The sequence below is a fragment of the Sphingomonas rubra genome, from assembly GCF_900115745.1.
In the GTDB taxonomy this organism is placed as follows: Bacteria; Pseudomonadota; Alphaproteobacteria; order Sphingomonadales; family Sphingomonadaceae; genus Sphingomonas; species Sphingomonas rubra.
On record NZ_FOXP01000006.1, the window covers coordinates 49,411 to 73,723 of the forward strand.

Annotated in this window: 21 protein-coding genes; 13 read left to right on the forward strand and 8 right to left on the reverse strand. The window is 69.7% G+C overall.

Features of this window, described 5'->3' with window-relative positions; all coding sequences use genetic code 11:
- Positions 1-20: 20 nt before the first annotated feature.
- The 4 genes from BM145_RS08605 to BM145_RS08620 all read left to right on the forward strand — a co-directional run bounded on the left by BM145_RS08605 (position 21) and on the right by BM145_RS08620 (position 4,956).
- Complete coding sequence (locus tag BM145_RS08605; protein ID WP_093333257.1) at positions 21-599, forward strand: hypothetical protein; 579 nt, start codon at positions 21-23, stop codon at positions 597-599.
- Between the two features lie 91 nt (positions 600-690).
- The gene (locus tag BM145_RS08610; protein ID WP_093333258.1) at positions 691-1,224 is read left to right on the forward strand and encodes a hypothetical protein; all 534 of its coding nucleotides are present in this window, start codon (positions 691-693) and stop codon (positions 1,222-1,224) included.
- An 87-nt stretch (positions 1,225-1,311) separates the two neighbouring features.
- Positions 1,312-1,602 (forward strand): hypothetical protein, encoded by a 291-nt coding sequence (locus BM145_RS08615; RefSeq protein WP_093333259.1) that lies wholly within the window; start codon positions 1,312-1,314, stop codon positions 1,600-1,602.
- Positions 1,603-1,770: 168 nt separating this feature from the next.
- Complete coding sequence (locus BM145_RS08620; protein WP_245739198.1) at positions 1,771-4,956, forward strand: cytochrome P450; 3,186 nt, start codon at positions 1,771-1,773, stop codon at positions 4,954-4,956.
- Positions 4,957-5,112: 156 nt separating this feature from the next.
- Here the strand turns inward: BM145_RS08620 and BM145_RS16025 are convergent, their stop codons facing one another.
- Positions 5,113-5,268 (reverse strand): ferritin family protein, encoded by a 156-nt coding sequence (locus BM145_RS16025; RefSeq protein ID WP_177200133.1) that lies wholly within the window; start codon positions 5,266-5,268, stop codon positions 5,113-5,115.
- Positions 5,269-5,375: 107 nt separating this feature from the next.
- On the opposite strand from BM145_RS16025, the gene BM145_RS08630 reads away from it, so the two are divergent.
- From BM145_RS08630 to BM145_RS08640, 3 genes are all read left to right on the forward strand, one after another.
- Positions 5,376-5,705 (forward strand): hypothetical protein, encoded by a 330-nt coding sequence (locus BM145_RS08630; protein WP_143090147.1) that lies wholly within the window; start codon positions 5,376-5,378, stop codon positions 5,703-5,705.
- Between the two features lie 120 nt (positions 5,706-5,825).
- Positions 5,826-7,316, forward strand: coding sequence for a WS/DGAT/MGAT family O-acyltransferase (locus tag BM145_RS08635; RefSeq protein ID WP_093333263.1), 1,491 nt, complete (start codon positions 5,826-5,828; stop codon positions 7,314-7,316).
- Positions 7,316-7,789, forward strand: a complete 474-nt coding sequence (locus BM145_RS08640; protein ID WP_093333407.1) for a phasin family protein — start codon at positions 7,316-7,318, stop codon at positions 7,787-7,789. Before BM145_RS08635 ends, BM145_RS08640 begins: the two co-directional genes overlap by 1 nt.
- A 291-nt stretch (positions 7,790-8,080) precedes the next feature.
- Here BM145_RS08640 and BM145_RS08645 read toward each other — a convergent pair whose 3' ends face one another.
- The 7 genes from BM145_RS08645 to BM145_RS08675 form a co-directional block, all read right to left on the reverse strand.
- Positions 8,081-8,884: an esterase/lipase family protein gene (locus tag BM145_RS08645; protein ID WP_093333264.1), complete on the reverse strand. Its 804-nt coding sequence runs from the start codon at positions 8,882-8,884 to the stop codon at positions 8,081-8,083.
- A 52-nt stretch (positions 8,885-8,936) separates the two neighbouring features.
- Positions 8,937-9,473, reverse strand: a complete 537-nt coding sequence (locus BM145_RS08650) for a GNAT family N-acetyltransferase (protein ID WP_093333265.1) — start codon at positions 9,471-9,473, stop codon at positions 8,937-8,939.
- Between the two features lie 13 nt (positions 9,474-9,486).
- On the reverse strand, positions 9,487-10,551 hold the full coding sequence (locus BM145_RS08655; protein WP_093333266.1) for an alpha/beta fold hydrolase: 1,065 nt from the start codon (positions 10,549-10,551) through the stop codon (positions 9,487-9,489).
- A gap of 143 nt (positions 10,552-10,694) precedes the next feature.
- Positions 10,695-11,042 carry a hypothetical protein gene (locus BM145_RS08660; protein WP_093333267.1) on the reverse strand — a complete coding sequence of 116 codons (348 nt, stop codon included), beginning with the start codon at positions 11,040-11,042 and terminating at the stop codon, positions 10,695-10,697.
- Positions 11,043-11,074: 32 nt separating this feature from the next.
- Positions 11,075-12,709 (reverse strand): efflux transporter outer membrane subunit, encoded by a 1,635-nt coding sequence (locus tag BM145_RS08665; protein ID WP_093333268.1) that lies wholly within the window; start codon positions 12,707-12,709, stop codon positions 11,075-11,077.
- Between the two features lie 98 nt (positions 12,710-12,807).
- On the reverse strand, positions 12,808-16,104 hold the full coding sequence (locus BM145_RS08670; protein WP_093333269.1) for a multidrug efflux RND transporter permease subunit: 3,297 nt from the start codon (positions 16,102-16,104) through the stop codon (positions 12,808-12,810).
- A 7-nt stretch (positions 16,105-16,111) separates the two neighbouring features.
- Entirely contained in the window at positions 16,112-17,332 is a 1,221-nt protein-coding gene (locus tag BM145_RS08675) for an efflux RND transporter periplasmic adaptor subunit (protein WP_245739200.1), read from the reverse strand.
- Positions 17,333-17,450: 118 nt separating this feature from the next.
- Here BM145_RS08675 and rpiA point away from each other — a divergent pair, with 118 nt between their 5' ends.
- The 6 genes from rpiA to BM145_RS08705 all read left to right on the forward strand — a co-directional run bounded on the left by rpiA (position 17,451) and on the right by BM145_RS08705 (position 24,241).
- Positions 17,451-18,134 (forward strand): ribose-5-phosphate isomerase RpiA, encoded by a 684-nt coding sequence (gene rpiA / locus BM145_RS08680; protein WP_093333271.1) that lies wholly within the window; start codon positions 17,451-17,453, stop codon positions 18,132-18,134.
- A 66-nt stretch (positions 18,135-18,200) separates the two neighbouring features.
- Positions 18,201-20,306 (forward strand): transketolase, encoded by a 2,106-nt coding sequence (gene tkt, locus BM145_RS08685; protein WP_093333272.1) that lies wholly within the window; start codon positions 18,201-18,203, stop codon positions 20,304-20,306.
- A gap of 121 nt (positions 20,307-20,427) precedes the next feature.
- Positions 20,428-21,549, forward strand: coding sequence for a transaldolase (gene tal / locus BM145_RS08690; RefSeq protein ID WP_093333273.1), 1,122 nt, complete (start codon positions 20,428-20,430; stop codon positions 21,547-21,549).
- 22 nt (positions 21,550-21,571) lie between these two features.
- Positions 21,572-22,567, forward strand: coding sequence for a phosphogluconate dehydrogenase (NAD(+)-dependent, decarboxylating) (gnd, locus tag BM145_RS08695; RefSeq protein WP_093333274.1), 996 nt, complete (start codon positions 21,572-21,574; stop codon positions 22,565-22,567).
- A 121-nt stretch (positions 22,568-22,688) separates the two neighbouring features.
- A complete protein-coding gene (locus BM145_RS08700; protein ID WP_093333275.1) occupies positions 22,689-23,495 on the forward strand; it encodes a Cof-type HAD-IIB family hydrolase in 807 nt (268 codons plus the stop codon).
- Positions 23,492-24,241 carry an HAD-IIB family hydrolase gene (locus tag BM145_RS08705; RefSeq protein WP_093333276.1) on the forward strand — a complete coding sequence of 250 codons (750 nt, stop codon included), beginning with the start codon at positions 23,492-23,494 and terminating at the stop codon, positions 24,239-24,241. The genes BM145_RS08700 and BM145_RS08705 overlap by 4 nt, the downstream gene beginning before the upstream one ends.
- Positions 24,242-24,313: the final 72 nt, after the last annotated feature.

A 24,313-nucleotide genomic window follows, 5' to 3' on the forward strand; every position in this document is an offset into this window, starting at 1 on the left:
ACAGAACGAAGGAAGGATGGATGCAGCCGATCGTGGCGGCGCTGATCGGTCCTTGCGAGACGATCGCCCGGCGGCACCGAGAACTGGTGACGTTTCCGGGCAAGCAGGGCGGCCTGCCTGGCCAGGCGCGCAAGGCCGCGCTCGCGCGCGTGATGGCCGACGGCCTGCAATGCTCCGCATTGATCTACGCGACTGACGCCGACAGTAACGATCCCGCCGAGCGCGCGATGGTCGTCGCGGAGGTCGAGGCCGGGCTGGCATCGATCGACAACGACGTGGCTGCGGTCGCCTGCGTTCCCATGGGCACTTCCGAGGCATGGTTGCTGGCGGATGAGGCGGCGTGGCAGGGGGTAGGCCTGCGTGACGGACGTGCCCTCCCCGCAGCGTCGCCCGAGACGTTGTGGGGACGGCCCCGCGATCAGGCTGGCCAGCACCCGAAGGTCGTATTCGAGAGAGTCTGCGCGTCGGCGAACATCGAAGCCGATATGGCGATCAGGCGCGACATCGCGCACCTTTCCGATCTCGACACGATCGGCCGGCGATGCCCAGTCAGCTTTCCACCCTTCGCGGCGGCGGTGCGGGCCTTGATCGCTCCATAAACCGGGGGAACAAACCGTAGCGATACCCCTGTCCTACAAGCCCAGACCTGCGATATATGGTTCGCTCCTTTGCAACAGGGGAGCACAGAACATGGAGGACATCCTACCGCCGGAGAAGGCGCCGCGGGTGCGGCATGACGGGTGGACGGTGGCGCGGCAGACGGCGTTCTGCGAGGCGCTGGCGAAGAGCGGGTCGGTGACGGACGCGTGCGAGGTGGTCGGCAAGTCGACGACCTCCGCCTACAAGGCGCGCGAGCGGGTGCGCGGTTTTCGCAACCGCTGGGACGATGCCGTCGATGCGTCGCGGCCGTCGATCGAGTCGGAGGTGCGGCGGCGCGCGGTGGAGGGCTGGGACGAGCCGATCTTCCAGGGCGGCAAGCAGGTCGGCGTGCGGCGGCGCTATTCCGACACGTTGCTCAAGGCATTGTACCAGCGCGGGGTAGAGACGCCGCCGGAGATGAACGTGAAGAACGTTCCGATCGACGAGCTGGAGGCGTCGCTGCTGCGCAAGCTGGGGGCGCTCAAGCGCCGGTTGGAACGGGAGGCGACGGAGGAGAAGGCCGCCGCGGGCGCCGCGGCGGCGGAGGCGGCGGACCGGATGCGGGCGGCGGGACTGTGTCCCTGAACGACCGCCGGGAAGGGGCCGGGGAGGGGACGGGGATCGGGGGTGCCGCTCGGCCGTTGGGGACGGACCATCCCAGGAGAGACGCCCATGCCGACCGAGCAGCCGAACAACCAGCCGACCGACACCGCGCCGCAGCCGCTCGACGGGGAGAGCGCCGCGGCGGTGCTGTCCGACGGGCGGATGGACGATGCGCCGGGCGGCGGCGGGCTGATGGTGGCGGGCGCGGGCGGTGCCGATGCCGGCACGGCGATGGGCAAGGCGGGCGCGGCGACTCCCAACAGCCCGATCGATGCCGAACTGCCGCACGGCGGCGGCGAGGAACTGGCGGAGAAGGAGGCGCAGACGCGCGCGCTGGGGGACGAACCGTCGAACGAGTAGGGCTGGCCGTCGCCGCGGGCGGGGGGCGGGCCGGAAACTTCTCGCCGGCCGACGCTACGTCCCGCGGCGTTGGAGAGCCGAGGGGCCCGGCGCGGGGGTGATCGCCTCTCGCCGCCGGCTTGCGCCGTCGCCGCGCGCGTGCTCGGATGCGCGGCGGGAGAGATGAGCATGGCGACGCGTCCGAGCATTCCGAGCCCGCCGGGTCTGCCGGTCGTCGGGCACCTGCACCAGATCGCGCGCGCCGGGCTGGTCGGGCATCTGCTCAAGGTCGGGCGGGACTATCCGGACGGGTTGTTCAAGCTGCGTTTCGGGTCGCGGCTGGGCATCTTCACGGTCGATCCCGACATCGTCGCCGAACTCTCCGACGAGACGCGGTTCCGCAAGATGCCGGGGCCGGCGCTGCGCGTGGTGCGGCGGTTCGCGGGCGACGGGCTGTTCACCGCGTTCGGCGACGAGCCCAACTGGGGCAAGGCGCACCGCATCCTGCTGCCCGCCTTCTCGCAGCGGGCGATGCGCGGTTATTTCGACATGATCGTCGAGGTGTGCGACCAGCTGGTCGCCAAGTGGCGGCGCGCGAGCGGCACGGACGTGCTGGTCGCCGACGACATGACGCGGCTGACGCTCGATTCGATCGCGATCGCGGGCTTCGGGCACCGGTTCGACAGTTTCGCGCGGGAGGAGCTGGACAGTTTCCTGCTCGCGCTCGGCCGGGCGCTGGGGACGACGCTGTCGATGGTGACGCGGCTGCCGGTGCAGAACCGCTTCGCCCGGAAGGGACAGCGGCAGTACGACGCCGATATCGACGAGATGAACGCGCTGGTCGACGGGATCATCGCCGATCGCCGCCGGAATCCGACCGACGGGCGCGACCTGCTCAACCTGATGCTGACCGCGTTCGACCCGGAGACGGGCGAGCGGCTGGACGACGTCAACATCCGATACCAGGTGCTGACCTTCCTGATCGCGGGGCACGAGACGACAAGCGGCATGCTGACCTTCGCGTTCAGCTACCTGCTGCGCAACCCGGCGGTGCTGGCGCAATGTTACGCCGAGGTGGACCGGGTGATGCCGGGGGACGCGCGGCCCGATTACGCGCAGGTGGCGCGGCTGGAGGTGATCGAGCGGGTGCTGAAGGAGGCGCTGCGGCTGTGGCCGACGGCGCCGGCCTTCACGCTGGCGCCGTTCGAGGACGAGCTGGTGGGCGGCCGGTGGCTGCTGAAGAAGGATCGGCCGGTCAACGTCTTCGCCGCCGGGCTGCACCGCAATCCCAAGGCGTGGGACCGGCCCGACGAGTTCGACATCGACCGCTGGCTGCCCGACAAGGAGGCGGCGCATCATCCGCACGGGAGCAAGCCGTTCGGCAACGGCGCGCGCGCGTGCATCGGGCGGCAGTTCGCGATGGTGGAGGCCAAGATCGCGATGGCGATGCTGCTGCGCGCCTTCACGATCGCCGATCCGCATGGATACCGGCTGACGATCAAGGAGACGCTGTCGATCAAGCCCGACGCGTTCTTCATGCGCGTGCGCGAGCGGCAGCCGCACGAGCGGCTCTCGCTCGGCGCGACCCAGACGGCGGCCGAGGAGGAGGTCGGCGCGGTCGCGGGCACGGGAAGGCGGTTCGCGGTGCTGTACGGATCGTCGCTGGGCACCGCGCGCGACATCGCCGAGGAGATCGCCGAGCGGGCGCGCGTCGACGGGTTCGATGTGGTCGTGCGGTCGATGGACGACAGCTTCAAGGGCGGGGCGGCGCCGGAGGACCGGGTGCTGGTGGTCGTCACCGCGACCTATAACGGCCGCGCGCCCGACAGCGCGGTGGAGGTGGAGCGCGCGCTGGACGCGGGGGCGTTCGCGGGGGCGAGCTGGCCCGACGCGCAGTACGCGGTGCTGGGCATCGGCAACAGCCAGTGGCCCAATTACCAGTTCTTCCCCAAGCGGATCGACGCGGCGCTGGCGGCGACCGGCGCGACGCGGCTGGTGGCGCGCGCGGAAGCGGACGGGCAGGGCGATTTCGACGGTGCGGTGGCCGGCTTCGTCCGCGACCTGTGGCGCGCGCTGGGCGCGGAGGCGGGGCCGAACGAGGGCGACCGCGCGGCGCGGCTGACGCTGACGGCGGTCGACGCCGATGCGGCCCGCATGGGCGCGCTGCCCGAGCACGCGCAGCGGCTGGAGGTGGTCGCCAATGACGAGCTGGTGCGCCCTGCCGACGGATTGTGGGACTTCGCGCAGGAGCCGCCGCGGCCGTCGACCCGGCTGATCCGGCTGCGACTGCCGGAGGGGCAGACTTATCGGACGGGCGACCATGTCGCGGTGTACGCGCGCAACCGGCCCGAACTGGTGGAGCGGGTGATCGCGCGGCTCGACCTCCACGGCGACGAGCAGGTGCGGGTGGACGGCGCCGGCGGGCGGTTCCGGCATTTGCCGCTGGGGCAGCAGGTGAGCGTGCGGCAGTTGCTGACCGACTTCGTCGAACTGTCCGACCCCGTGTCGAAGCGCGCGCTGGCGGCGTTGCGCGAGGGCACGCGCTGCCCGGCGAGCAGGGAGGCGCTGGCGGCGCTGGAGGCGGACTACGACGCCGCGGTCGGCGCCCGGCGGCTGTCGCTGGTCGACGTGCTCGACCGGACGCCGGCGGCGTCCGCGACGCTGGCCGAGCTGGTCGAATGGTCGGCGGCCATTGCCCCGCGCTTCTACTCGATCGCGTCCACGCCGCTGAACGACGACCGGGTCGCGGACCTGATCGTCGGCACGACGGCGGCGCCCGCCTGGTCGGGCCTGGGCGAGCATCGCGGCTTCGCGTCCACCTACATGGCGGAGGTGGCGCCGGGCGAGCGCGTGTTCGGCTACGTCCGGCGGCCCAATCCGCCCTTCGCGCCGCCGGCCGACCCGGCCACGCCGACGATCCTGATCGGACCCGGCACGGGCTTTGCCCCCTTGCGCGGTTTCCTGGCCGAGCGGGCGGCGCAACGAGCGGCGGGCGAGGAGGTGGGCCGGTCGCTGCTCGTCTTCGGATGCCGCCATCCCGAGCACGACTGGTTGTGCCGGGACGAGATGGAGCGCTGGCAGGCGGACGGCGTCGCCGAGCTGCTGCTCGCCTTTTCCGCGTGGCGGCAGCATCCGTGGCGCTTCGTCCAGGACGCTTTGTGGGCGGAGCAGGAGAAGGTGTGGGCGCTGATCGAGGCGGGCGCGAGCATCTACGTCTGCGGCGACGGGCGCTTCATGGCGCCGGCGGTGCGCGACACGCTGATCCGCATCTGGATGCAGGCGACCGGCGGCGAGCACGCGCAAGGGTCGGCGTGGCTGGAGGAGATGATCGCCGGCGGACGGTTCCACCAGGACGTGTTCGGTTTCGGCAAATAGCGGGGGGAGCCTTATGCCTGAGCCGTCCGTGCTGAGCACAGTCGAAGCACCTTGTGGAGGCGTGCCCTTCGACTTCGCTCAGGGCGAACGGAGGTGAACATATTTGGTGGAATTCAGGTCTAGCGGGCCGAGCGGCGGCCGGCGAGCGACCCGTGCTCAACCGCCGGGCGAGTGCGGCGTGTGGTGCCGTTCGGCGGTCTCGATACACTCGGTCAGCAGCGCGGCGATCAGCGTGTCGCCGCAGGCATCGGCCTCCGCCAGCGCGTCGCGGAGGAGTTGCAGCAATCGGCTGATGTCGGTCGGCCCGGTCAAGCGCGAATCCTGATCTTGATCGCTGTACTTCTTGGTGAAAGCTCCATACCGCATTCGATACAATCTTCCTAGCCGGGCGGTTGGTGGGCGGCAGCGAGGAGCGGGTCGTGGCATTGTTCGACAATTGTCTGGATCTGGCGAAGACGCAAATCGCGTTGCGCGCGCTGCGATACGGCCATTTCCCGGGCGACATCTTCGACGAATATGCATGGGACATGATGTTGCACATGTATGTCGCCCGGCTGCGCGGGCAGACGATGTACGTCGACAACATCATCAACCTGACCTCCAAGAGCAAGGTGATCGGCGACCGGTGGATCCGTCACCTGTTGAACGACGCCATCGTCGCGGTGGACGGCGACGTGGTCGGGCTGACCGACACGGCGTTCGACCGGATGGACGCCTATCACCGGCAGGCGCTCGCCGCGGTGGCCTGACGCGGGCGGGCCGGGCGCGGCTTTCGTCGTCGGGCCGGGCGCGGCTTTCGCCGCCGGGCAAAGCGCGATACGCTGATCCCCGATGGCGCCCCGAGAGTGCCGCGATCGAGGAGAGCCGGCATGCAGCAGCTGAGCGCGCAGGACGCGGCGTTCGTGTACCTGGAGACGCCGCACACGCCGATGCATATCGGATCGGTAGCGATCTACGACCCCTCCACCGCGCCCGGCGGGTTCGTGCGATTCAAGGACATATTGGCCTTCATCGAGGGGCGGCTGTCGGGCGCGCGGAGCTTTCGCCAGCGGCTGGTGCGGGTGCCGTTCGACCTGGACCACCCTTACTGGATCGAGGACCCGGAGTTCGACATCGAGTTCCACGTCCGCCACATCGCGCTGCCCAAGCCCGGCGACTGGCGCCAGCTGTGCATCCAGGTGGCGCGGCTGCACGCGCGGCCGATGGACCTGACCAAGCCGCTGTGGGAGTTCACGATCGTCGAGGGCCTCGACCATGTCGAGGGGCTGCCGCCGGGCTGTTTCGCGTTGGTGTCCAAGGTCCACCACGCCGCGATCGACGGCATGTCGGGGGTGGAGATGTCGGCGGCGGTACACGACCTGGACCCGTCCGCCGGCGGCGTGGGCCGGCCCGACGAGTGGCGCCCCGACGACATGCCCAAGGTCGCCGACCTGCTGGCGCGGAGCTATTTCAACAACCTCGTCCAGCCGATGCGCGTGGTGGAGACGATCGGCCGGTCGCTGCCGGGCGTGGCGAAGCTGGGCCTGTCGGTGGGCAAGGGCGACGTGTCGCTGTCGGGCGCGCGGCCGGCGCCGAGGACGCGGTTCAACGGCAAGGTCTCGGCGCACCGGGTATGGGACGCGGTGCCGTTCCCGTTGAAGGACGTGCGCGCGATCAAGGATGCGGTGCCGGGGGCGACCGTCAACGACGTGATCCTGTCGGTCGTGGGTGGGGGGCTTCGCCGCTATCTGCTCGACAAGGGCGAGTTGCCGCAGGGCACGATGACGGCGATGGCGCCGATCTCCGTGCGCGGCGAGGGAGAGAAGGGCGCGCTGGGCAACCAGGTGTCGGCGATGGTGGTGGGACTGGGCACGCAGGTCGAGGACCCGGTGGAGCGGTTGCGCTTCGTCCACGGCGAGGCGGTGAATTCGAAGGCGCTGACCAACGCCGTCGGCGCGAAGAACCTGGCCGATTACTCGCAGCTGATCCCGTCCGGGCTCGCCGGACTGGCGGCGCGGCTGTACACGCGGGTGGGCGCGGCCAACGCGCACGCGCCCGTCTACAATTGCGTCGTCACCAATGTGCCGGGCAGCCGGGTGCCGCTGTATTTCGCCGGCGCCAAGATGCTGGGAATGTACGGCACGGCGCCGGTGTTCGACGGCATGGGGCTGATCTGCCCGGTGTACAGTTACGGTGACACGATCGCGGTGAGCTTCACCGCCGACCGGGCGATGCTGCGTGATCCGGACGCGTTCGCGGCGGCGCTGCGCGGCGCGTTCGAAGGGTTGCGCGCGGGCGCGATGCAACCTCCCTCCAGTCCGCCGGTTGAGGTCAAAGACCATGCGGCGAAGAAGCCGCGTCAGCGCAAAGGAGCGAAATGATGGCCGACGACAACATCGCGAACGCCGCGGCGGACGAGTCAAAGAAGAACGCCGACTTCGCCGCCAATCAGGCGAAAGCGGGCGCGGATCGTGCGGCCAATGCCGCCAAGTCGGGAACGGACGCGCTGCGCGATGGTGCGCAGAAGGCGCAGGGTGCTTTCCAGGAACGCGTTGTCGAACCGGCGAAGCGCGCGGGCGAGGCGATGCGCGAGTCGGGCCAGAAGCTGGCCGAGGGCGGCTCGACGATCGGCACCAGGATGATCGACCAGGCCGAGCAGAACGCGCGCGAGGCCTTTGCCGCGATGCGCGAGGCGGCGCAGGCCAAGGACATCAGCCAGGTGATGAAGATCCAGGGCGATTACCTGCGCGAACAAGGCACCCGATCGATGGCGCAGGCGCGCGAGATCGGCGATCTCATCATGCAGTTCGGGCGCGATGCGGTGGCGCCGTTGCGGGGTGGTGGGAACGGGTAAGCGAGTTCCTGATCCTGCCCCTGCGAGCGAATGGCGGGGATATTCCTTTCACCTCCCCGGCGAAGGCCGGGGCCCAGGTGGAGAAGGTTAGTACGTCATTCGGGCCGTCACCCGACTGGACCCCGGCCTTCGCCGGGGAGGTGGGGAGAGCAGGGGTTTCGCAACAGCTAGTCCGTGGCCGCGAGACCATGGATGGCATCATGGGGCTCGCGCGGGCGCTCGGACGTGACCCCCTTTTGTCAGCGCTGGTGCGCTGATACCTCCCCTTGAACGGGGAGGAACAGGAAGTCGTCAGGCGTTGCCTGCGGGGTAGACCAGGCCCTTGATGCCGCTGCGGTCGAAGGGGTGCCAGTCGCCCTCGGCCTGGGCGAGGCGGTCGGCGACGGCGTAGAGGACGGAGGGGTTGACGCCCAGGCCGCAATGGCTGCCGCGAACCTCGATATTTTCCGCCTCGGCACCTTCGGGCTCCAGGCAGTTCTGCCAGGCGACGATGCCGTCGCCCTTGGAGTAGATCGAGGTGGCCGGCATCCGCAGCGGGCTGGCGCTCTCGGCGATCTGGCCGCGGGTGTGGGGATCGTCGACGCGCTGGCCGGTCAGCCACTCATAGGTGCGCCAGACGTTGGTGGCGCGCGGGCTGCCGGTGAAGGGCGAGCCGAGCGTGATGACCTGGCGCACCGCCTCGGGCAGGCGCTGCGCGACGAGGCGGGCCATGACGCCGCCGAGGCTCCAGCCGACCAGGCTGACCTTGGTGCCGCACGCGTCGTGCAGTTCCTCCAGCTTGGCGACCAGCTTCTCGCCCTCGCGGCCGATCGCGCGGGGGCCGAGGTTGCGGCCGAGACCCCATTCGTGCGCGTCGTAGCCGAGGCGCTTGAGGAAGGAGCGCAGCACCACCGTGGAAGCGTCGGTGGTGATGAAGCCCGGCAGCACCAGTACCGAGTGGCCGTCGCCGCGCGGCGCGCGCGCCAGCAGCGGCGCGGCGAGCGGCAGCGAGGCGAACTCGGCCATCGCGCGCGGCAGCTCGGTCAGCGCCAGCAGGTGCGAGGGGGCCTTGATGTCGGCGCGACGTCGCGCCGCGTAGGGATGGGCGGTCGCCATCGTCAGAAATCTCCGTTGCAGTGCAGCATGAACGTTCCGGTGCGTCGATTGTTCAGGTTGTTCCAAAGGCCTGCTGTCGCGCCGCCACGCGGGCGGCGTCGTAGGCGAGGATCGCGAGATCGTGCGGGACGCCGTCGCGGCCGCGGACGTGATCCTTGAGCAGCGCCTCCGCGCGGAAGCCCAGGCTCTCGAACAGGGCGAGCGAGCCGGCCTGGTCCGGGGTCATCTGCGCGGTGAGCTTGGCCAGGTGGTGACCGCGGGCGGCGGCGAAGACGCATTCGAGAAGGTCGCGGCCGAGGCCGTGGCCGCGCAGGGAGGCGGCGACGAGCAGGCGGACCTCGCCGACGTGCGCGCTCCAGCCGAGAGGATCGCGGACCAGCGCGGCGGTGCCGAGGATCGCGCCATCCTCCGCCACGGCGACGAAGCTGTCGATCCAGCCCTCCTCGATCGCCGACAGCCAGGCGGCGATGACGCGGGGGTGGCGCAGGTCGCGGCCGAGGAACAGCAGGTCGTGTTCCGGCAGGGCGGCGGCGAAGGTCGCCATCGCGTCGCGATCGGACGGTTCGAAGCGGCGGATCGTGTGGTTCACGCCTTTGACTTTCTCATTGGGATCGCTCTCCGAGCCATACGACGAGGTTCGGCCACAGCCGCTTCTTCGCGTTGGCCCCGGCGACCAAACTCACATGGCCGCCTTTCAGCACCATCTCCCGCTTGTCGGTCGAGCCGATCAGGTCGAGGAGCGGGGCGGACGCCGCGGGGGGCACGATATGGTCGTGCTGCGCGGCGACGTGGAGGAAGGGGGCGGTGACGCGCGCGAGATCGATCGGGCGGCCGCCGACGGTCATGCTGCCGCGAAGCAGCCGGTTCTCCCACATCAGCTGCTTGGTGGTGGCGCGGAAATACTCGCCGGCGAGCGGCAGGATGTCGGCGCCCCAGCGATCGAACATGCGGTGCGCGCGCACGAACTCGTCGTCGTGGAGATTGTCGTAGAGGCGCAGCTGGCCGGCGGCGCGCGAGCCGGGGCGGAGCATGTCGAAGGCGGTGTAGAGATAGTCGCCGGGGCAGTTGCCGAGCGTGTCGACGAGGTGGTCGACGTCGAAGAAGCGGCGGTCGGCCCAGGCCTGGAACATCTCCATCTTCGAGAAGTCGACGGGCGTGGTGAAGGTGACGAGGTTGGCGAGCGGGTCCGGGTGGAGTGCCGCCCAGAGAAGCGAGAGGACGCCGCCGAAGCAGTAGCCGACGACCGACAGGTCGGGCTCGCCCGTCTCCTCCGCGACGTGGGCGACGGCCGAGGGGAGGAAATCGAGGACGTAGTGTTCCAGGGTGAGGCGACGCTCGTCGGGGCGGGGGGCTTCCCAGTCGAGCATGAACACGTCGAACCCGGCGTCGAGCAGGAACTCGACCAGGCTCTGCCCGGGCACCATGTCGAAGATGTAGCCGCGGTTGGTGGTGGCCATGACGAGCAGGACGGGGACGCGGTACACGTCGTCGACGCGCGGGTGGTAATGGTAGAGGCGCATGGTGCCGCGCTCGACCAGCACGTCCTTGGGGCTGGCGCCGAGGGTGGGGCCGGAGGTGGTGAAATAGCCCAGGCCCTTGATGTTGCGCTTCAGCGCGCGGTCGAACTCGGCCTGGGCGGCGGTGAGGAGGTCGGGGGTGGGGGGCATCGTCTAGACCGCTTCCATGTGCGGTTTCTCGTCACCCCGGGCCTGTCCCGGGGTCCAGAGCCAGGCAGCGGTGCCGTTCGTGGCCCTGGATGCCGGGACGAGCCCGGCATGACGTACGTTTGAGGCGAGATGGAACGGTACGCTCAACCCTGCGGCTCGGGTGGTTTGCGGGTGCGGGTGGGGCGGACCTTGGGGGGAGCGGGCGCGCGGGCGCCGAGGGCGGACTCGATCCGGGCGAGGCTTTCCTCGATGCCCGCGATGCGGGCGGAGAGCTGCTCGAACTCGGTGCGGCTGGGCATGTTGGCGGCGGCGAGGGCGCGGGTGCTCGCCTCCTTCCACGCGGCCTGGGCCTGGAGGGTGGCACCCTGCGCCCCGTGCATCGCGCGGCTCCACTCGTCGGAGCGGAGCGCGTCGCCACCGACGGTGTTGGCCATCTTCTCCCATTCGCCCAGCATCGCGCGGAAGAACGCGGCCGGATCGTTCGTCGTCATGGGGGGAAGTGTTCACCCGATGCGAGTGGGCGTCAACCCTCCGTGCGCGGGGCGCCCGACGGGGTGACGGGGCGGGGGCCGTCGGCGGTCGCCTCCAGCGAACTGTCGCCGCCGAGCACCTGGTAGAGGGTGACGCGGTTGGAGGCGGCGACGAGCTGCGTCGCGACGAAGGTGCGCTGCGCGGTGTAGAAGGTGCGCTGCGCGTCGAGCGTGTTGAGGAAGGGCGTGATGCCGCCGCGATAGGCGGCGTCGGTCAGGCGGAGCGTGTCCTGCGTGGCGACGAGGTTGCGGCGGTTGGCGGCGAGCTGCGCGTCGATTGTGCCGGCGCGGGCGAGCGCGTCGGCGGTCTCGCGGAAGGCGGACTGGATCGAGCGTTCGTAGCTGGCGAGCGCGGCGTCGCGCTGCGCCTGGGTGAAGCGCACGTTGGCGCGCGCGGCGCCGGCCTGGAAGATCGAGTAGCTGGCCTGCGGCGTGACCGAGTAGTTGAACGCGTCGCCGGTGAAGAGCGACGACAGGGCGGTGGAGGCGAGGCCGACGATGCCGGTCAGCGAGATGCGCGGGAAGAGCGCGGCGCGGGCGGCGCCGATTTCCGCGTTGGTGGCGCGCAGCTCGTACTCCGCCTGAACCACGTCGGGGCGGCGCAGGAGGATGCGCGAGTCGAGCCCGGCGGGCAGCGCGGCGATGGTGGGGGCGGCCTCGTCGATCCCGGCGGGGAGCAGCGCGCCCTCGACCGGCTGGCCGACGAGCAATTGGAGGAGGTTGCCGTCCTGCGCGACGGCCGTGCGCTGCTGCGCGAGGTCGGCCTCGGCGACGGCGAGCACCTGTTCGGCCTGGCGGACGTCGGTGCGCGGGGAAATGCCGCCGGCGCGGCGCGCGTCGGTGAGCTCGACCGAGCGGCGCGACGCGGCGACCGTATCCTCGGCGATCTTGAGCAGCGTGCGGTCGGCGGCGTAGGTCAGCCACGCGTCGGCGATGTCGCCGACCAGCGTGACGCGTACGGTGCGCGCGGCGGCCTCGGTAGAGAAATAACGGTCGAGCGCGGCACGGCTGAGGCTGCGGATGCGGCCGAACACGTCGAGTTCGAACGCGGTGGTGGCGAGGCCGACCGACCAGGCGCTGCCGCCGCGCGAGCTGGTGACGATCGTGCCGCCGGTGCCGGTTCCCGTACCGCCGGTGCCCGTGCCCGTGCCCGTGCCCGTGCCCGTGCCGCCGGTGCCGATGCCCGTTCCGCCGCCGGTGCCGGTGCCCGTTCCGCCGCCGGTGCCGGTGCCGCCCGGACCGTTGCCGGTGCCGGCGCCGGTCGCGTTGGCGGCGCCGCTGCCGCCGCCCTGGTAGCTGTAGCGACCGGTGGCATCGAGCGTCGGGAACAGGTCGGCGCGCTGGATGCGGTACTGCGCGCGTGCCGCGTCGATGTTGGCGGCGGCGACGCGCAGGTCGCGGTTGTTGGCGAGCGCGCGCTCGATGATCCGCTGGAGGCGGGGGTCGGTGAAGACGGACGCGTAGGTGATCTGCGGCAGCGCCGCCTCCGACTGGCGGAGATAGGCGTCGCCGACCGGCCAGGAGGGGGGGACGGGCAGGTCGGTGCGGGTGTATTTGGGGGCCATGGAGCAGGCGGTGGTGGTCGCCAGCAGCGTCAGCGTAAGGGCTGTCCTCAGGCGCTTGGTCATGCCGGGCTGGTGCCGGCATCCGGAGTCAGGGGCGTCGGCGTTCGTGGCCCTGGATGCCGGGACTAGCCCGGCATGACGGGAGGATGGGGTATCGATCATCATGCCGGCTCCGGCCGGTGAGGGCCTTGCATCTGGGGTGGGCCGTAGGGCTCGTCGTGGTCGTCGCCCCCGTCGCCGTCACGCTTGTCGCCGTCCTTGCCCTGGAAGCCGGTCGGGCGGCCGCGAAGCTTCGCCATGCCGTCGCGGACGCCGCGGCGGACGAGGACGAAGAAGAGCGGGATGTAGAAGATCGCCAGGAAGGTCGCCGACAACATGCCGCCGATCACCGCGGTGCCGATGGCGATGCGGCTGTTGGCGCCCGCGCCCGTCGAGATGGCGAGGGGGAGCACGCCGAAGATGAAGGCGAACGACGTCATCAGGATCGGGCGGAGACGGATCTTGGCGGCCTCCAGCGCGGCGTCGAGCACGCGCTTGCCGCCACGTTCGGCCTGTTCGGCGAACTCGATCATCAGGATCGCGTTCTTCGCCGCCAGGCCCATCGTCGTCAGCAGGCCGATCTGGAGATAGACGTCGTTGGTCAGGCCGCGCAGCGTGACGAAGGCGATGGCGCCGATCAGCCCCAGGGGGATGATGAGGAGCACGGCGAACGGGATCGACCAGCTCTCGTACAAGGCGGCCAGGCACAGGAACACGACCAGAATCGACAGGCCGTAGAGGATCGGCGCCTGGCCCGAGGACACGTCCTCCTGGAAGGACAGACCGGCGAGCGCGACGGAGGTGCCGGGGATCTGGCCCGCCAGCCGCCGCATCGTCTCCAGCGCCTGACCCGAGCTCTGGCCGGGGGCGGCCTGGCCCTGGAATTCGAAGGACGGGATGCCGTTGAAGCGCGACAGCGACACCGGCGCCTGCTGCCAGCTGGTCCGCGCGAAGGAGGAGAAGGGCGCCATCTGCCCGGTCGATCCGCGCACGAACCACTGGTTGATGTCGTCCGGCTTCGACCGGTAGGGCGCGTCGCCCTGGACGAAGACGCGCTTGACGCGACCGCGGTCGAGGAAGTCGTTGACGTACTGGCCGCCCCAGGCGACCGACAGCGTCGAGTTGACCGTCGCCTGGTTGAGGCCGAGCGTCGCCAGCTTCTGCGCGTCGGTATCGACCTTCAGCGTCGGCACGTCGGGCAGTTCGGTCAGGCGGACGCCGACGAGGCCGGGCTCGGCAGCGGCGGCGGCGAGCAGCTTGTCGCGCGCGGCGGCGAATTGCTGCTGGCTCATGCCGCTGGTGTTCTGGAGTTCGATCGTGAAGCCGTTCGACTGGCCGAGGCCGCGGACGGCGGGCGGCACCAGCGCGTAGACCTGCGCGTCGCGGAGGTTGGAGAAGGCGGCGGAGGCGCGGCCGGTGATCGCCTCGGCACTGTTCTCCTTGCCCTCGCGCAGGGACCAGTCCTTCAGCGCGGCGAAGCCGATGCCGGTGTTCTGCCCGCCCGGCGAGCCGCCGCCGCCGACCCCGCTGACGGTGAACATCGTTGCGACGTTGCTCTTCTCGTTGCCGACGAAATATTTCTCCACCTCCTTCTGGACCTCGAAGGTGCGGTTCTGGGTGGAGCCGGGGGGCAGCTGGAACTGGACAATGGCGATGCCCTGGTCCTCGGTCGGCAGGAAGCCGGTGGGCAGGCGCAGGAACAGGAAGGCGAGCAACACGATGGCGCCGACATAGATGCCGAGCCACAGCCATTTGGCGGCGACGATCTTCTTTACCGCGCCGACGTAGCGGTCGCTGGTGCGGTCGAACCAGTTGTTGAAGCCGTCGCGGACGCGGGCGAAGAAATGCGCCACCCTGGGGAATTTGCGGCCGAGCCAGCCATCCTCGATCTCGTCGCCGTTCTCGTCCTTCTTCTTCTGTTTCAGGAGCGTGGCGGTGAGCGCGGGGGAGAGGACGAGGGCGACCACGACCGACAGCACCATCGCCGAGACGATGGTGAGCGAGAACTGGCGGTAGATGACGCCCGTCGATCCGCCGAAGAACGCCATCGGCAGGAACACCGCCGACAGGACGAGCGCGATGGCGATCAGCGCCACGGTGATCTCGTCCATCGACCGGATCGTCGCCTCGCGCGGGGTGAGGTCGGGGTCCTCCTCCATCAGGCGCTCGACATTCTCGACCACGACGATGGCGTCGTCGACGAGCAGGCCGATGGCGAGGACGAGGCCGAACAGCGTCAGCGTGTTGATCGAGAAGCCGGCGAGGTAGAGCACGCCGAACGTGCCGAGCAGCACCACCGGCACCGCGATCGTCGGGATCAGCGTCGCGCGCCAGCTCTGCAGGAAGACGAACATGACGAGGACGACGAGGATCATCGCCTCGACCAGGGTGTGGACCACCTCCTCGATCGACAGCTTGATGAACTCGGTCGAGTCGTTGACGAAGCTGTATTCGTAGCCGGGGGGGAAGTTCTTGGCCGCCTCGGCGACCTGCGCCTTGACCAGCTCGGCGGTCTCCAGCGCGTCGGCGCCGGGGGCGAGCAGGACGGCGATGCCGGCGCCGGGATGCTGGTTGATGCGGCTGCGCGCGGCGTAGTTCTCGGCGCCCAGCTCGACCCAGCCGACGTCCGACACGCGCACGGTGGCGCCGTCGGTGGTGGTCTTGAGGACGATGTTGCGGAACTGCTCGGGCGTCTGGAGGCGCGACTGGGCGGTGACGACGGCGTTGAGATACTGGGTGTCGGGCGACGGCTGGCCGCCGATCTCGCCGGCGGCGACCTCGGTGTTCTGGTTCTGGACGGCGGTGATGACGTCGGACGGCATCAGCTGCACGGCGTTGAGCTTGTTCGGGTCGAGCCAGATCCGCATCGCGTATTGCGAGCCGAACACGTTGGTGTCGCCGACGCCGGCGGTGCGGCCGAGCGGGTCCTGGAGCGTCGAGGTCAGGTAATCGGAGACGTCGCGGTTGGTGGACCGGTCGGTGGTGTCGTAGACGGCGGCGATCAGCAGGAAGTCGGGGTTAGACTTGCGGACGATCAGCCCCTGCTGCTGCACCTGCTGCGGCAGGCGGGCGAGCGCCTGCTGGACCTGGTTCTGGACCTGGACCTGGGCGATGTCGGGATCGATCCCCTTGTCGAAGGTGCAGGTGATCGTCACCTGGCCGCGGCTGGACGAGGTGGACTGGAAATAGAGCAGGCCGTCGATGCCGGTCAGCGTCTGTTCGACCACTTGGGTGACGGCGTTCTGGAGCGTCTGCGCATTGGCGCCCGGATAGGTGGCGCGGATCGTGACCTGCGGGGGAGCCACGTCCGGATATTGCGCGATCGGCAGGGCGAGGATCGCGCCGATGCCGCCCAGCATGATGAGGATCGCGATCACCCAGGCGAAGATCGGGCGATCGATGAAGATGCGGGAGATCATGGAGGGCTCAGCCGCCCTTCTGCTTGGACTGGGCGTCGCCGCCCTGGCCCTCTGGCGGTGCCTGGACGCGCTGCGGCGTGCCGGCGGGAACGGGCTTGATGCCCTGGCCGGGCCGGAGCTTGCTCAGGCCCTGGACGATCACGCGGTCGCCTTTTTTCAGCCCTTGCGTCACCACCCAATATTGCCCTTGCGTGCGATCGGCGGTGACTTTCCTCTGCACCGCCTTGTTGCCGGGGCCGACCAGGATCACGGTGGCGTTGCCCTGCGGATCGCGGCTGACGCCCTGTTGCGGCACCAGGAACGCATTGTCGTTGATCGCCTGGGCGAAGCTCGCCCGCACGAACATGCCGGGCAGTAGCAGGCCCTGCGGATTGGGGAAGCGGGCGCGCAAGGTGGTGGTGCCGGTGGTCGGATCGACCAGCGCTTCCGAGAATTCCAGCGTGCCGGTCTGGCCATAGTCGCTGCCGTCGGGCAGTTTCAGGCGGACCTGCGCGGTGGTCGCCGACACGCCCTGTTGCTGGAGCGAGCGGCGCAGCGAGAGCAGCGCGTCGGCCGACTGCTGGATGTCGACGAACATCGGATCGAGCCGCTGGATCTGCGCCAGCGGATCGGCCTGCGTCGCGGAAACCAGCGCGCCGACGGTGAACAGCGAGCGGCCGATACGCCCGGTGATGGGCGCGGGCACGGTGGTGAATTTCAGGTTGATCCGCGCCGTCTCCAGCGCGGCGCGCGTCTGCCCCACCGAGGCGGTCGCCTGGCGCGCCTGGGCGACGGCGTTGGTGTAATCCTGCTTGGAGATCGCCTCGATCTCGGCGAGCGGGCGGTAGCGATCGGCCAGGATGCGCGTCGCCTCCTGATTGGCGCGCGCGCTGGCCAGGTTCGCCTGCGCCTCGTTGGCGGCGGCGCGGTAGAGGCGGGGGTCGATCTCGTACAAGGGCTGGCCGCGGCGGACCAGCGCGCCCTCCGTGAAGAAGCGGCGGCGGATCAGGCCGGTGACCTGCGGGCGCACGTCCGACCGCTCGAACGCGGTGGTGCGACCGGCGAGCTCGGTGACCAGCGCGGCGGAGGTCGGCTGGACGACGACGAAGCCGACCTGCGGCGTGCCCTGACCGGGTTGACCGGCCTTGCCCTGTCCCTTCTGCGCGGCCTCGTCCTTGCCGCCGCACGCGGCGAGCGCCAGGACGAGGGCGAGACACGCGGCGGCGGGCCGCACGTGATGGAGTCGCAAGATAGGCCGTTCCGTTTTCTGGGCGGACACGCCGCGGCGCGCGCCGATTGGTTGCCGAGGCTGCCATATTGTGCGCGGGCGGGCGGCACGGATCAAGCGCCGATGAGTTGAAAAGCCCATGGATGTTGTCGCAGATTGTACCGACGCCGACAAACGCCTCGCCGCCGAGGCGGCCGCGCGCGAGGTGCGGGCGGGGATGCTGGTGGGGCTCGGCACCGGCTCCACCGCGGCGCACGCGATCCGGGCGATCGGGGCCGCGGGCCTGGCCATCGAGGCGGTGGCGACGTCGGAGGCGAGCGCGGCGCTGGCCCGGTCGGTGGGGATCAGGGTGCGCGACTTCGCCGGCGTCGCGCGCGTCGACCTGACGATCGACGGTGCCGACGAGATCGACGACCGGTTCCGCGCGATCAAGGGCGCGGGCGGGGCGATGCTGCGCGAGAAGGTGGTGGCCGCGGCGAGCGACCGGATGGTGGTGATCGCCGACGCGTCCAAGCGGGTGGCGACGATCGGCGCGGCGAAGCTGCCGGTGGAGGTGCTGCCGTTCGCGCTGTGCTACGTCGCCGATGCGCTGGCCGCGATGTTCGGGGTCGTGGAGGCGCGGGCCGGATACCTGACCGACAACGGCAATCCGGTGCTCGACTGCCGGGGCGCGCGGGTGGACAACTGGCGCGACCTCGCCCGCCGGCTGGACGCGGTGCCCGGCGTGATCGGGCACGGGCTGTTCCTGTTGGAGGTCGACGCCGCCTATATCGCCGATCACGGCACCGTTACGCGACTGGAACGAGAGCGCAGGGCGGGTTAGGGGCGCAACCGGCGCGGCGGCGATGCGTTGCGCCTTCGAACCCGAGTTCCAAGCTGAGGATTTCCCATGTCCAGTTCCGAGGCCCCCGCGGCCGTCAAGCCCGTGCCCGGCCTGCACGAGGACGGGTCGCCCGAGCGGCTGGCGATCGACACGATCCGCACCCTGTCGATGGACGCGGTGCAGAAGGCGAACAGCGGCCATCCCGGCACGCCGATGGCGCTGGCGCCGGTTGGCTGGACAATCTGGTCGCAGTTCCTCCGCTACGATCCCGCGCATGCCGACTGGCCCAATCGCGACCGGTTCGTGCTGTCGGTCGGTCACGCGTCCATGCTGCTGTACAGCCTGATCCACCTGGCGGGGATCGAGGAGATCGGCGCGGACGGCGAGAAATCGGGCAAGGAGGCGGTCAGCCTCGCCGATATAGAGCAGTTCCGGCAGCTGTCGTCGAAGACGCCGGGGCATCCGGAGTACCGCCACACCACCGGCGTCGAGACGACGACGGGGCCGCTGGGCGCGGGTTGCGGCAATTCGGTCGGCATGGCGATCGCCGAGCGCTGGCTGGCGGCGCGGTACAACAAGCCCGGTTTCCCGGTGTACGACCATGACGTGTACGTCCTGTGCGGCGACGGCGACATGATGGAAGGCGTCTCCGCCGAGGCGGCGAGCCTGGCCGGGCATTTGAAGCTGTCGAACCTGTGCTGGATCTACGACAGCAACCACATCTCGATCGAGGGCGGCACCGACCTGGCGTTCGACGAGGACGTCGGCCTGCGCTTCAAGGCCTATGGCTGGAACGTCCTGCACATCGACGACGCCAACGACACGGGCGCGATCGCGGCGGCGTTGCGGACGTTCCGCGAGACGAACGACAAGCCGACCTTTATCGTCGTCCACTCGGTGATCGGCTGGGGCAGCCCCAAGGCGGGCAGCGAGAAGGCGCACGGCGAGCCGCTGGGCGAGGACAATGTCCGCGCGACCAAGAAGGCGTATGGCTGGCCGGAGGACAAGTCGTTCTACGTGCCGGACGGGGTGGCGGAGGCGTTCAAGGCGTCGATCGTCGAGCGTGGACGGCCGTTGCGCGACGAGTGGGTCGCGATGATGGACCGGTATCGCGCCGAGCATCCCGAGCTCGCCGCCGAGCTGGACCTGCTGCTCAAGGACGAGCTGCCGGCGGACTGGGACGCCGACATTCCCGAGTTTCCGGCCGACGAGAAGGGGCTGGCCAGCCGCGATTCGTCGGGCAAGGTGCTCAACGCGCTGGTCAAGCGCGTGCCCTGGGTGGTCGGCGGCTCGGCCGACCTGGCGCCGTCGACCAAGACGGACATCAAGGGCGCCGATTCGTTCGAGGCGAGCAATTACGCGGGCCGCAACTTCCACTTCGGCGTGCGTGAGCACGGCATGGGGGCGGTGGTGAACGGCATGGCGCTGTCGCACCTGCGGTCCTACGGCTCCACCTTTCTCGTCTTTCTCGATTACATGCGGGCGCCGGTGCGCCTGTCGGCGATCATGGAACTGGGCGCGGTGTGGGTGTTCACGCACGATTCGATCGGCGTCGGCGAGGACGGGCCGACGCATCAGCCGATCGAGCATCTGGCGACGATGCGCGCGATCCCCGGCCTCGACACGATCCGGCCGGGCGACGCCAACGAGGTGGCCTGGGCATGGCGCGCGGCGCTGGAGAAGGCCGACCGGCCGACCGCGCTGGTGCTGTCGCGCCAGGCGCTGCCGACGCTCGACCGGAGCAAATACGCGAGCGCGGAAGGCGTGATGAAGGGCGGTTACGTGCTGGCCGACTGCGACGGCGAGCCGGAGGTGATCCTGATGGCGACGGGCAGCGAGCTGGCGCTGGTCGCCGCCGCGCACGAGACGCTGAAGGGCCAGGGCGTGCGCAGCCGCGTGGTGTCGATGCCGAGCTGGTTCCGCTTCGAATTGCAGGACCAGGAATATCAGGACGCGGTGCTGCCGCCGGGCGTGCACGCGCGCGTCGCGGTGGAGATGGCCGGGTCGATGGGTTGGGACCGTTACGTCGGGCGCGCGAGCACCGGCGGGCGGACGATCACCATGTCGACCTTCGGCGCGTCGGCGCCGCTCGCGAAGCTGCAGGACAAATACGGGTTCACGTCGGATAATGTGGCGAAGGTCGCGCGCGAGGCGATGGAAGCTGCGTCGTAAAGCCGTCACGCCGGGCTTGTCCCGGCGTCCAGGGTCAAGCAGCGTTGCGTTAACGACCCTGGATGCCGGGACAAGCCCGGCATGACGAATGTGGAAATGCTGAGATTGAGGATTAGGCCAGATGGGTAAGCTCAACGATCTATCCGCCGCGGGCACCGCGGTGTGGCTCGACTTCGTCGACCGCAAGTTCCTGGAAGAAGGCGGGCTGAAGAAGCTGGTCGCCGAGGACGGGCTGACCGGCGTCACCTCCAACCCGTCGATCTTCGAGAAGGCGATGGGCCACGGCGAGGCGTATGACGAGACGCTGGCGTCGTTCGACAAGGAACATCCGGACGCGGCGACGATCGACCGGTACGAGCATCTGGCGATCCAGGACATCAAGGCGGCGGCCGAGACGCTGAAGCCGGTGTACGACCGGCTGGACGCGGCCGACGGTTACGTCAGCCTGGAGGTCTCGCCCTACATCGCCGACGACACCGACGCGACGATCGCCGAGGCGAAGAAGCTGTGGGACGCGGTCGACCGCGAGAACGTGATGATCAAGATCCCCGGCAGCGCGGCCGGGGCGCCCGCCATCGCGGCGACGATCGCGGCGGGCATCAACGTTAACGTCACGCTGCTCTTCTCGCTGGAGGCGTACCAGAGGGTCGCCGAGGCGTACGCGATGGGGCTGGAGGAGCGGGTCCGCCAGGGCCAGCCGATCGACCGGATGGCATCGGTCGCGAGCTTCTTCGTCAGCCGGATCGACACCACGATCGACAAGCAGATCGACGAGCGCGTGGAGAAGGGCGACGCGGAGGCGGACGCGCTGAAGGCATTGCGCGGCAAGGTGGCGATCGCCAATGCCAAGCTGGCCTATGCCTGGTATCAGGAGTTCGTCGCGTCGGAGCGCTGGCAGGCGCTCGCCGCCAAGGGCGCGCGGCCGCAGCGATTGTTGTGGGCGTCGACCGGGGTCAAGGACCCGGCCTATCCGGACACGCTCTACGTCGACACGCTGATCGGCCCTGACACGGTCAACACCATGCCGCCCAAGACGATGGACGCGTTCCGCGAGCGCGGCACGGTGGCGGAGACGCTGACGCAGGACGTGGATCAGGCGCGGGCGGTGATGGCGGAGGTCGACCGGCTCGGGCTCGACCTGCCGGGCGTCACCGACACGCTGGTGCTGGAGGGCGTGGCGTCGTTCGCCAAGGCGTTCGACGACCTGATGGACGCGATCGCAAAGAAGCAGCCGGCGGCCTGACCTTCTCTCACGGGAATTGCATATGAAGCTGGGAATGATCGGCCTGGGCCGGATGGGCGGCAACATGGCGCGGCGGCTGATGGCCGGTGGGCACGAGGTGGTCGCCTATGACCGCGACGAGGAAGCGGTGAAGAAGCTCGCCGCCGAGGGCGCGGTCGCGGCCTCCTCGCTGGACGACATGCGCGGCAAGCTGGTGGCGGGCGGCGACGGGCGCTCGATCTGGTGGGTGATGCTGCCCGCGGGCGAGATCACCGAGACCACCGTCGAGACCATCGCGCGCGATGCCAAGGCGGGCGACGTGGTGATCGACGGCGGCAACAGTTTCTACAAGGACGACGTCCGCCGCGCCAAGGCGCTGGCCGAGAAGGGCATCGATTACGTCGACGTCGGCACCTCGGGCGGGGTGTGGGGTCGCGAGCGCGGATACTGCATGATGATCGGCGGGCGCGAGGAGACGCTGACCTATCTCGACCCGATCTTCGAGACGCTGGCGCCAGGCAGGGGCGATATTCCGCGCACGCCGTACGACCGGCCGGAGGGTGACGACTGGCGCGCCGAGAAGGGGTTCATCCATGCCGGGCCGCCGGGATCGGGCCATTTCGTCAAGATGGTCCATAACGGCATCGAGTACGGGCTGATGCAGGCCTATGCCGAGGGGTTCGACATCCTGAAGGGCAAGGCGAGCGACAAGCTGCCCGAGGAAGAGCGGTTCGACCTGAACCTGACCGACATCGCCGAGGTGTGGCGGCGCGGGTCGGTGATCTCGTCCTGGCTGCTCGACCTGACCGCGGCGGCGCTGGCGAAGGACGAGCACCTGGATCATTTCAGCGGCCACGTCGCCGATTCGGGCGAGGGGCAGTGGACGATCGACGCGGCGATGGAGGAGAAGGTGCCCGCCAACGTGCTGACCGCGTCGCTGTTCGCGCGCTATCGCAGCCGGGTGGAGCATACGTTCGGTGACAAGGTGCTGTCGGCGATGCGCTTCGGCTTCGGCGGGCATGTCGAGATCCCTCAGTGAGCCTTGCCAGCCAGCGTCACCCCGGGCTTGACCCGGGGTCCATGGTTCCGCGTACACAACAGGCCGATACTCTCGCGGCACCATGGATGCCGGGTCAAGCCCGGCATGACGGAGGGGCTATATGACGGTCCGCCTCGTCGTCTCCGACGTGGACGGGACGCTGGTCGACAAGAACAAGAAGCTGACCGACGGCACCGTCGCCGCGGTCGGGCGGCTGCGCGAGGCGGGGGTGGGCTTCACGATCATCTCCGCGCGGCCGCGATCGGGGTTGATGCCGCTGCTCGACGCGCTCGAACTCGACGAGCCGGTCGGCGCGTTCAACGGCGGCATCGTGTTCCGGCGATCGGGCGAGGTGATCGAGCGTCATCGCATCGACGCGGACGTGGCGAAGGGCATCTGGACGGCGATCGGCGACGCGAAGGTGGACCGATGGGTGTTCGCCGACGATCGCTGGTACGCCTCCACCGACGGGGGCGTCCATGTCGCGCACGAGCGGATCGCGTCGGACCAGGAGCCGGTGGTGATCGAGGATTTCGGCGACCTGCTGGACCGCGCCGACAAGATCACCTTCGTCAGCGACGACGAGCCGCTGCTGCGCGCGCTGCACGACCGGGTGCAACCGCGCTTCGGCGACCGGGTGACGGTGGTGCAGAGCCAGTCCTATTACCTGGACGTCACCGCGCTCCAGGCGAACAAGGGCGTGGGCATCACCGAACTGGCGTCGGCGTTCGACGTGTCGCTGGCCGACACGGCGGCGATCGGCGACCAGGCCAACGACCTGGCGATGCTGGAGAAGGCGGGCCTGTCGATCGCGATGGGCAACGCGCCCGACGCGGTGAAGGCGAAGGCGCAGCACGTCAGCCGAGCGAACGACGAGGACGGCGTCGCCTGGGCAATCGACAACATCATTCTGAAGGGGACATCATGAAGCAGCTGGTCGCGTTCGACCTGGACGGCACGCTGGCGGAGAGCAAGCAGCCGCTGAAGGACGATATGGGGGAGGCGCTGGCCGACCTGCTGGACGTCGCGCACGTCGCGGTGATCTCCGGCGGAGACTGGCCGCAGTTCGACAAGCAGGTCGCCAGCCGCCTGCCGGAACGCGCCGACCGGTCGAAGCTGTGGCTGATGCCGACCACGGGGACCAAGCTCTACACGCACCAGTCCGGCGAGTGGAAGGCGGTCTATGCCGAGCTGTTCAGCGACGAGCAGAAGCGCGAGATCATCGACGCGTTCAATGCCTCGCTGGAGGCGACCGGCTTCGTGCCGGAGCAGGTCTGGGGCGAGCGAATCGAGGATCGCGGGTCGCAGATCACCTTCTCCGCGCTCGGCCAGCAGGCGCCGATCGACGCCAAGGAACATTGGGACCCCGACTTCGCCAAGCGCAAGGTGATCCAAGCCGACCTGAAGAAGCGGCTGCCCGACCTGTCGATCAACATGGGCGGTGCGACCTCGATCGACATCACGCAGAAGGGCGTCGACAAGGCGTACGGCCTCAGGCGTCTCTCCAAGGAGAGCGGCATCGCGGAGGGGGCGATGATGTTCATCGGCGACGCGATCTTCCCCGGCGGCAACGACTATCCGGCCAAGGAGATGGGCCTGGATACCGTGCGCGTCCGCGATCCGCAGGAGACGCTGTCGGTGATCGCGGCGATCGTCGCCTGCCAGAGGGATTGATCCAGATCAGCGTGGGACGGGTGCGATTTGCATTGACGGAACGATCCGTCCATGTCGCGTGCCACCACCGCG

What these genes read in the sequence shown, in the direction of transcription:
- tkt (WP_093333272.1), top strand. Translation starts at nt 18,201, where the DNA reads ATGTCCAGTTCCGAGGCCCCCGCGGCCGTCAAGCCCGTGCCCGGCCTG.
- BM145_RS08705 (WP_093333276.1), top strand. Translation starts at nt 23,492, where the DNA reads ATGAAGCAGCTGGTCGCGTTCGACCTGGACGGCACGCTGGCGGAGAGC.
- BM145_RS08635 (WP_093333263.1), top strand. Translation starts at nt 5,826, where the DNA reads ATGCAGCAGCTGAGCGCGCAGGACGCGGCGTTCGTGTACCTGGAGACG.
- BM145_RS08615 (WP_093333259.1), top strand. Translation starts at nt 1,312, where the DNA reads ATGCCGACCGAGCAGCCGAACAACCAGCCGACCGACACCGCGCCGCAG.
- BM145_RS08620 (WP_245739198.1), top strand. Translation starts at nt 1,771, where the DNA reads ATGGCGACGCGTCCGAGCATTCCGAGCCCGCCGGGTCTGCCGGTCGTC.
- rpiA (WP_093333271.1), top strand. Translation starts at nt 17,451, where the DNA reads ATGGATGTTGTCGCAGATTGTACCGACGCCGACAAACGCCTCGCCGCC.
- tal (WP_093333273.1), top strand. Translation starts at nt 20,428, where the DNA reads ATGGGTAAGCTCAACGATCTATCCGCCGCGGGCACCGCGGTGTGGCTC.
- BM145_RS08640 (WP_093333407.1), top strand. Translation starts at nt 7,316, where the DNA reads ATGGCCGACGACAACATCGCGAACGCCGCGGCGGACGAGTCAAAGAAG.
- BM145_RS08605 (WP_093333257.1), top strand. Translation starts at nt 21, where the DNA reads ATGCAGCCGATCGTGGCGGCGCTGATCGGTCCTTGCGAGACGATCGCC.
- BM145_RS08660 (WP_093333267.1), bottom strand. Translation starts at nt 11,042, where the DNA reads ATGACGACGAACGATCCGGCCGCGTTCTTCCGCGCGATGCTGGGCGAA.
- BM145_RS08645 (WP_093333264.1), bottom strand. Translation starts at nt 8,884, where the DNA reads ATGGCGACCGCCCATCCCTACGCGGCGCGACGTCGCGCCGACATCAAG.
- gnd (WP_093333274.1), top strand. Translation starts at nt 21,572, where the DNA reads ATGAAGCTGGGAATGATCGGCCTGGGCCGGATGGGCGGCAACATGGCG.
- BM145_RS08665 (WP_093333268.1), bottom strand. Translation starts at nt 12,709, where the DNA reads ATGACCAAGCGCCTGAGGACAGCCCTTACGCTGACGCTGCTGGCGACC.
- BM145_RS08655 (WP_093333266.1), bottom strand. Translation starts at nt 10,551, where the DNA reads ATGCCCCCCACCCCCGACCTCCTCACCGCCGCCCAGGCCGAGTTCGAC.
- BM145_RS08670 (WP_093333269.1), bottom strand. Translation starts at nt 16,104, where the DNA reads ATGATCTCCCGCATCTTCATCGATCGCCCGATCTTCGCCTGGGTGATC.
- BM145_RS08700 (WP_093333275.1), top strand. Translation starts at nt 22,689, where the DNA reads ATGACGGTCCGCCTCGTCGTCTCCGACGTGGACGGGACGCTGGTCGAC.
- BM145_RS08610 (WP_093333258.1), top strand. Translation starts at nt 691, where the DNA reads ATGGAGGACATCCTACCGCCGGAGAAGGCGCCGCGGGTGCGGCATGAC.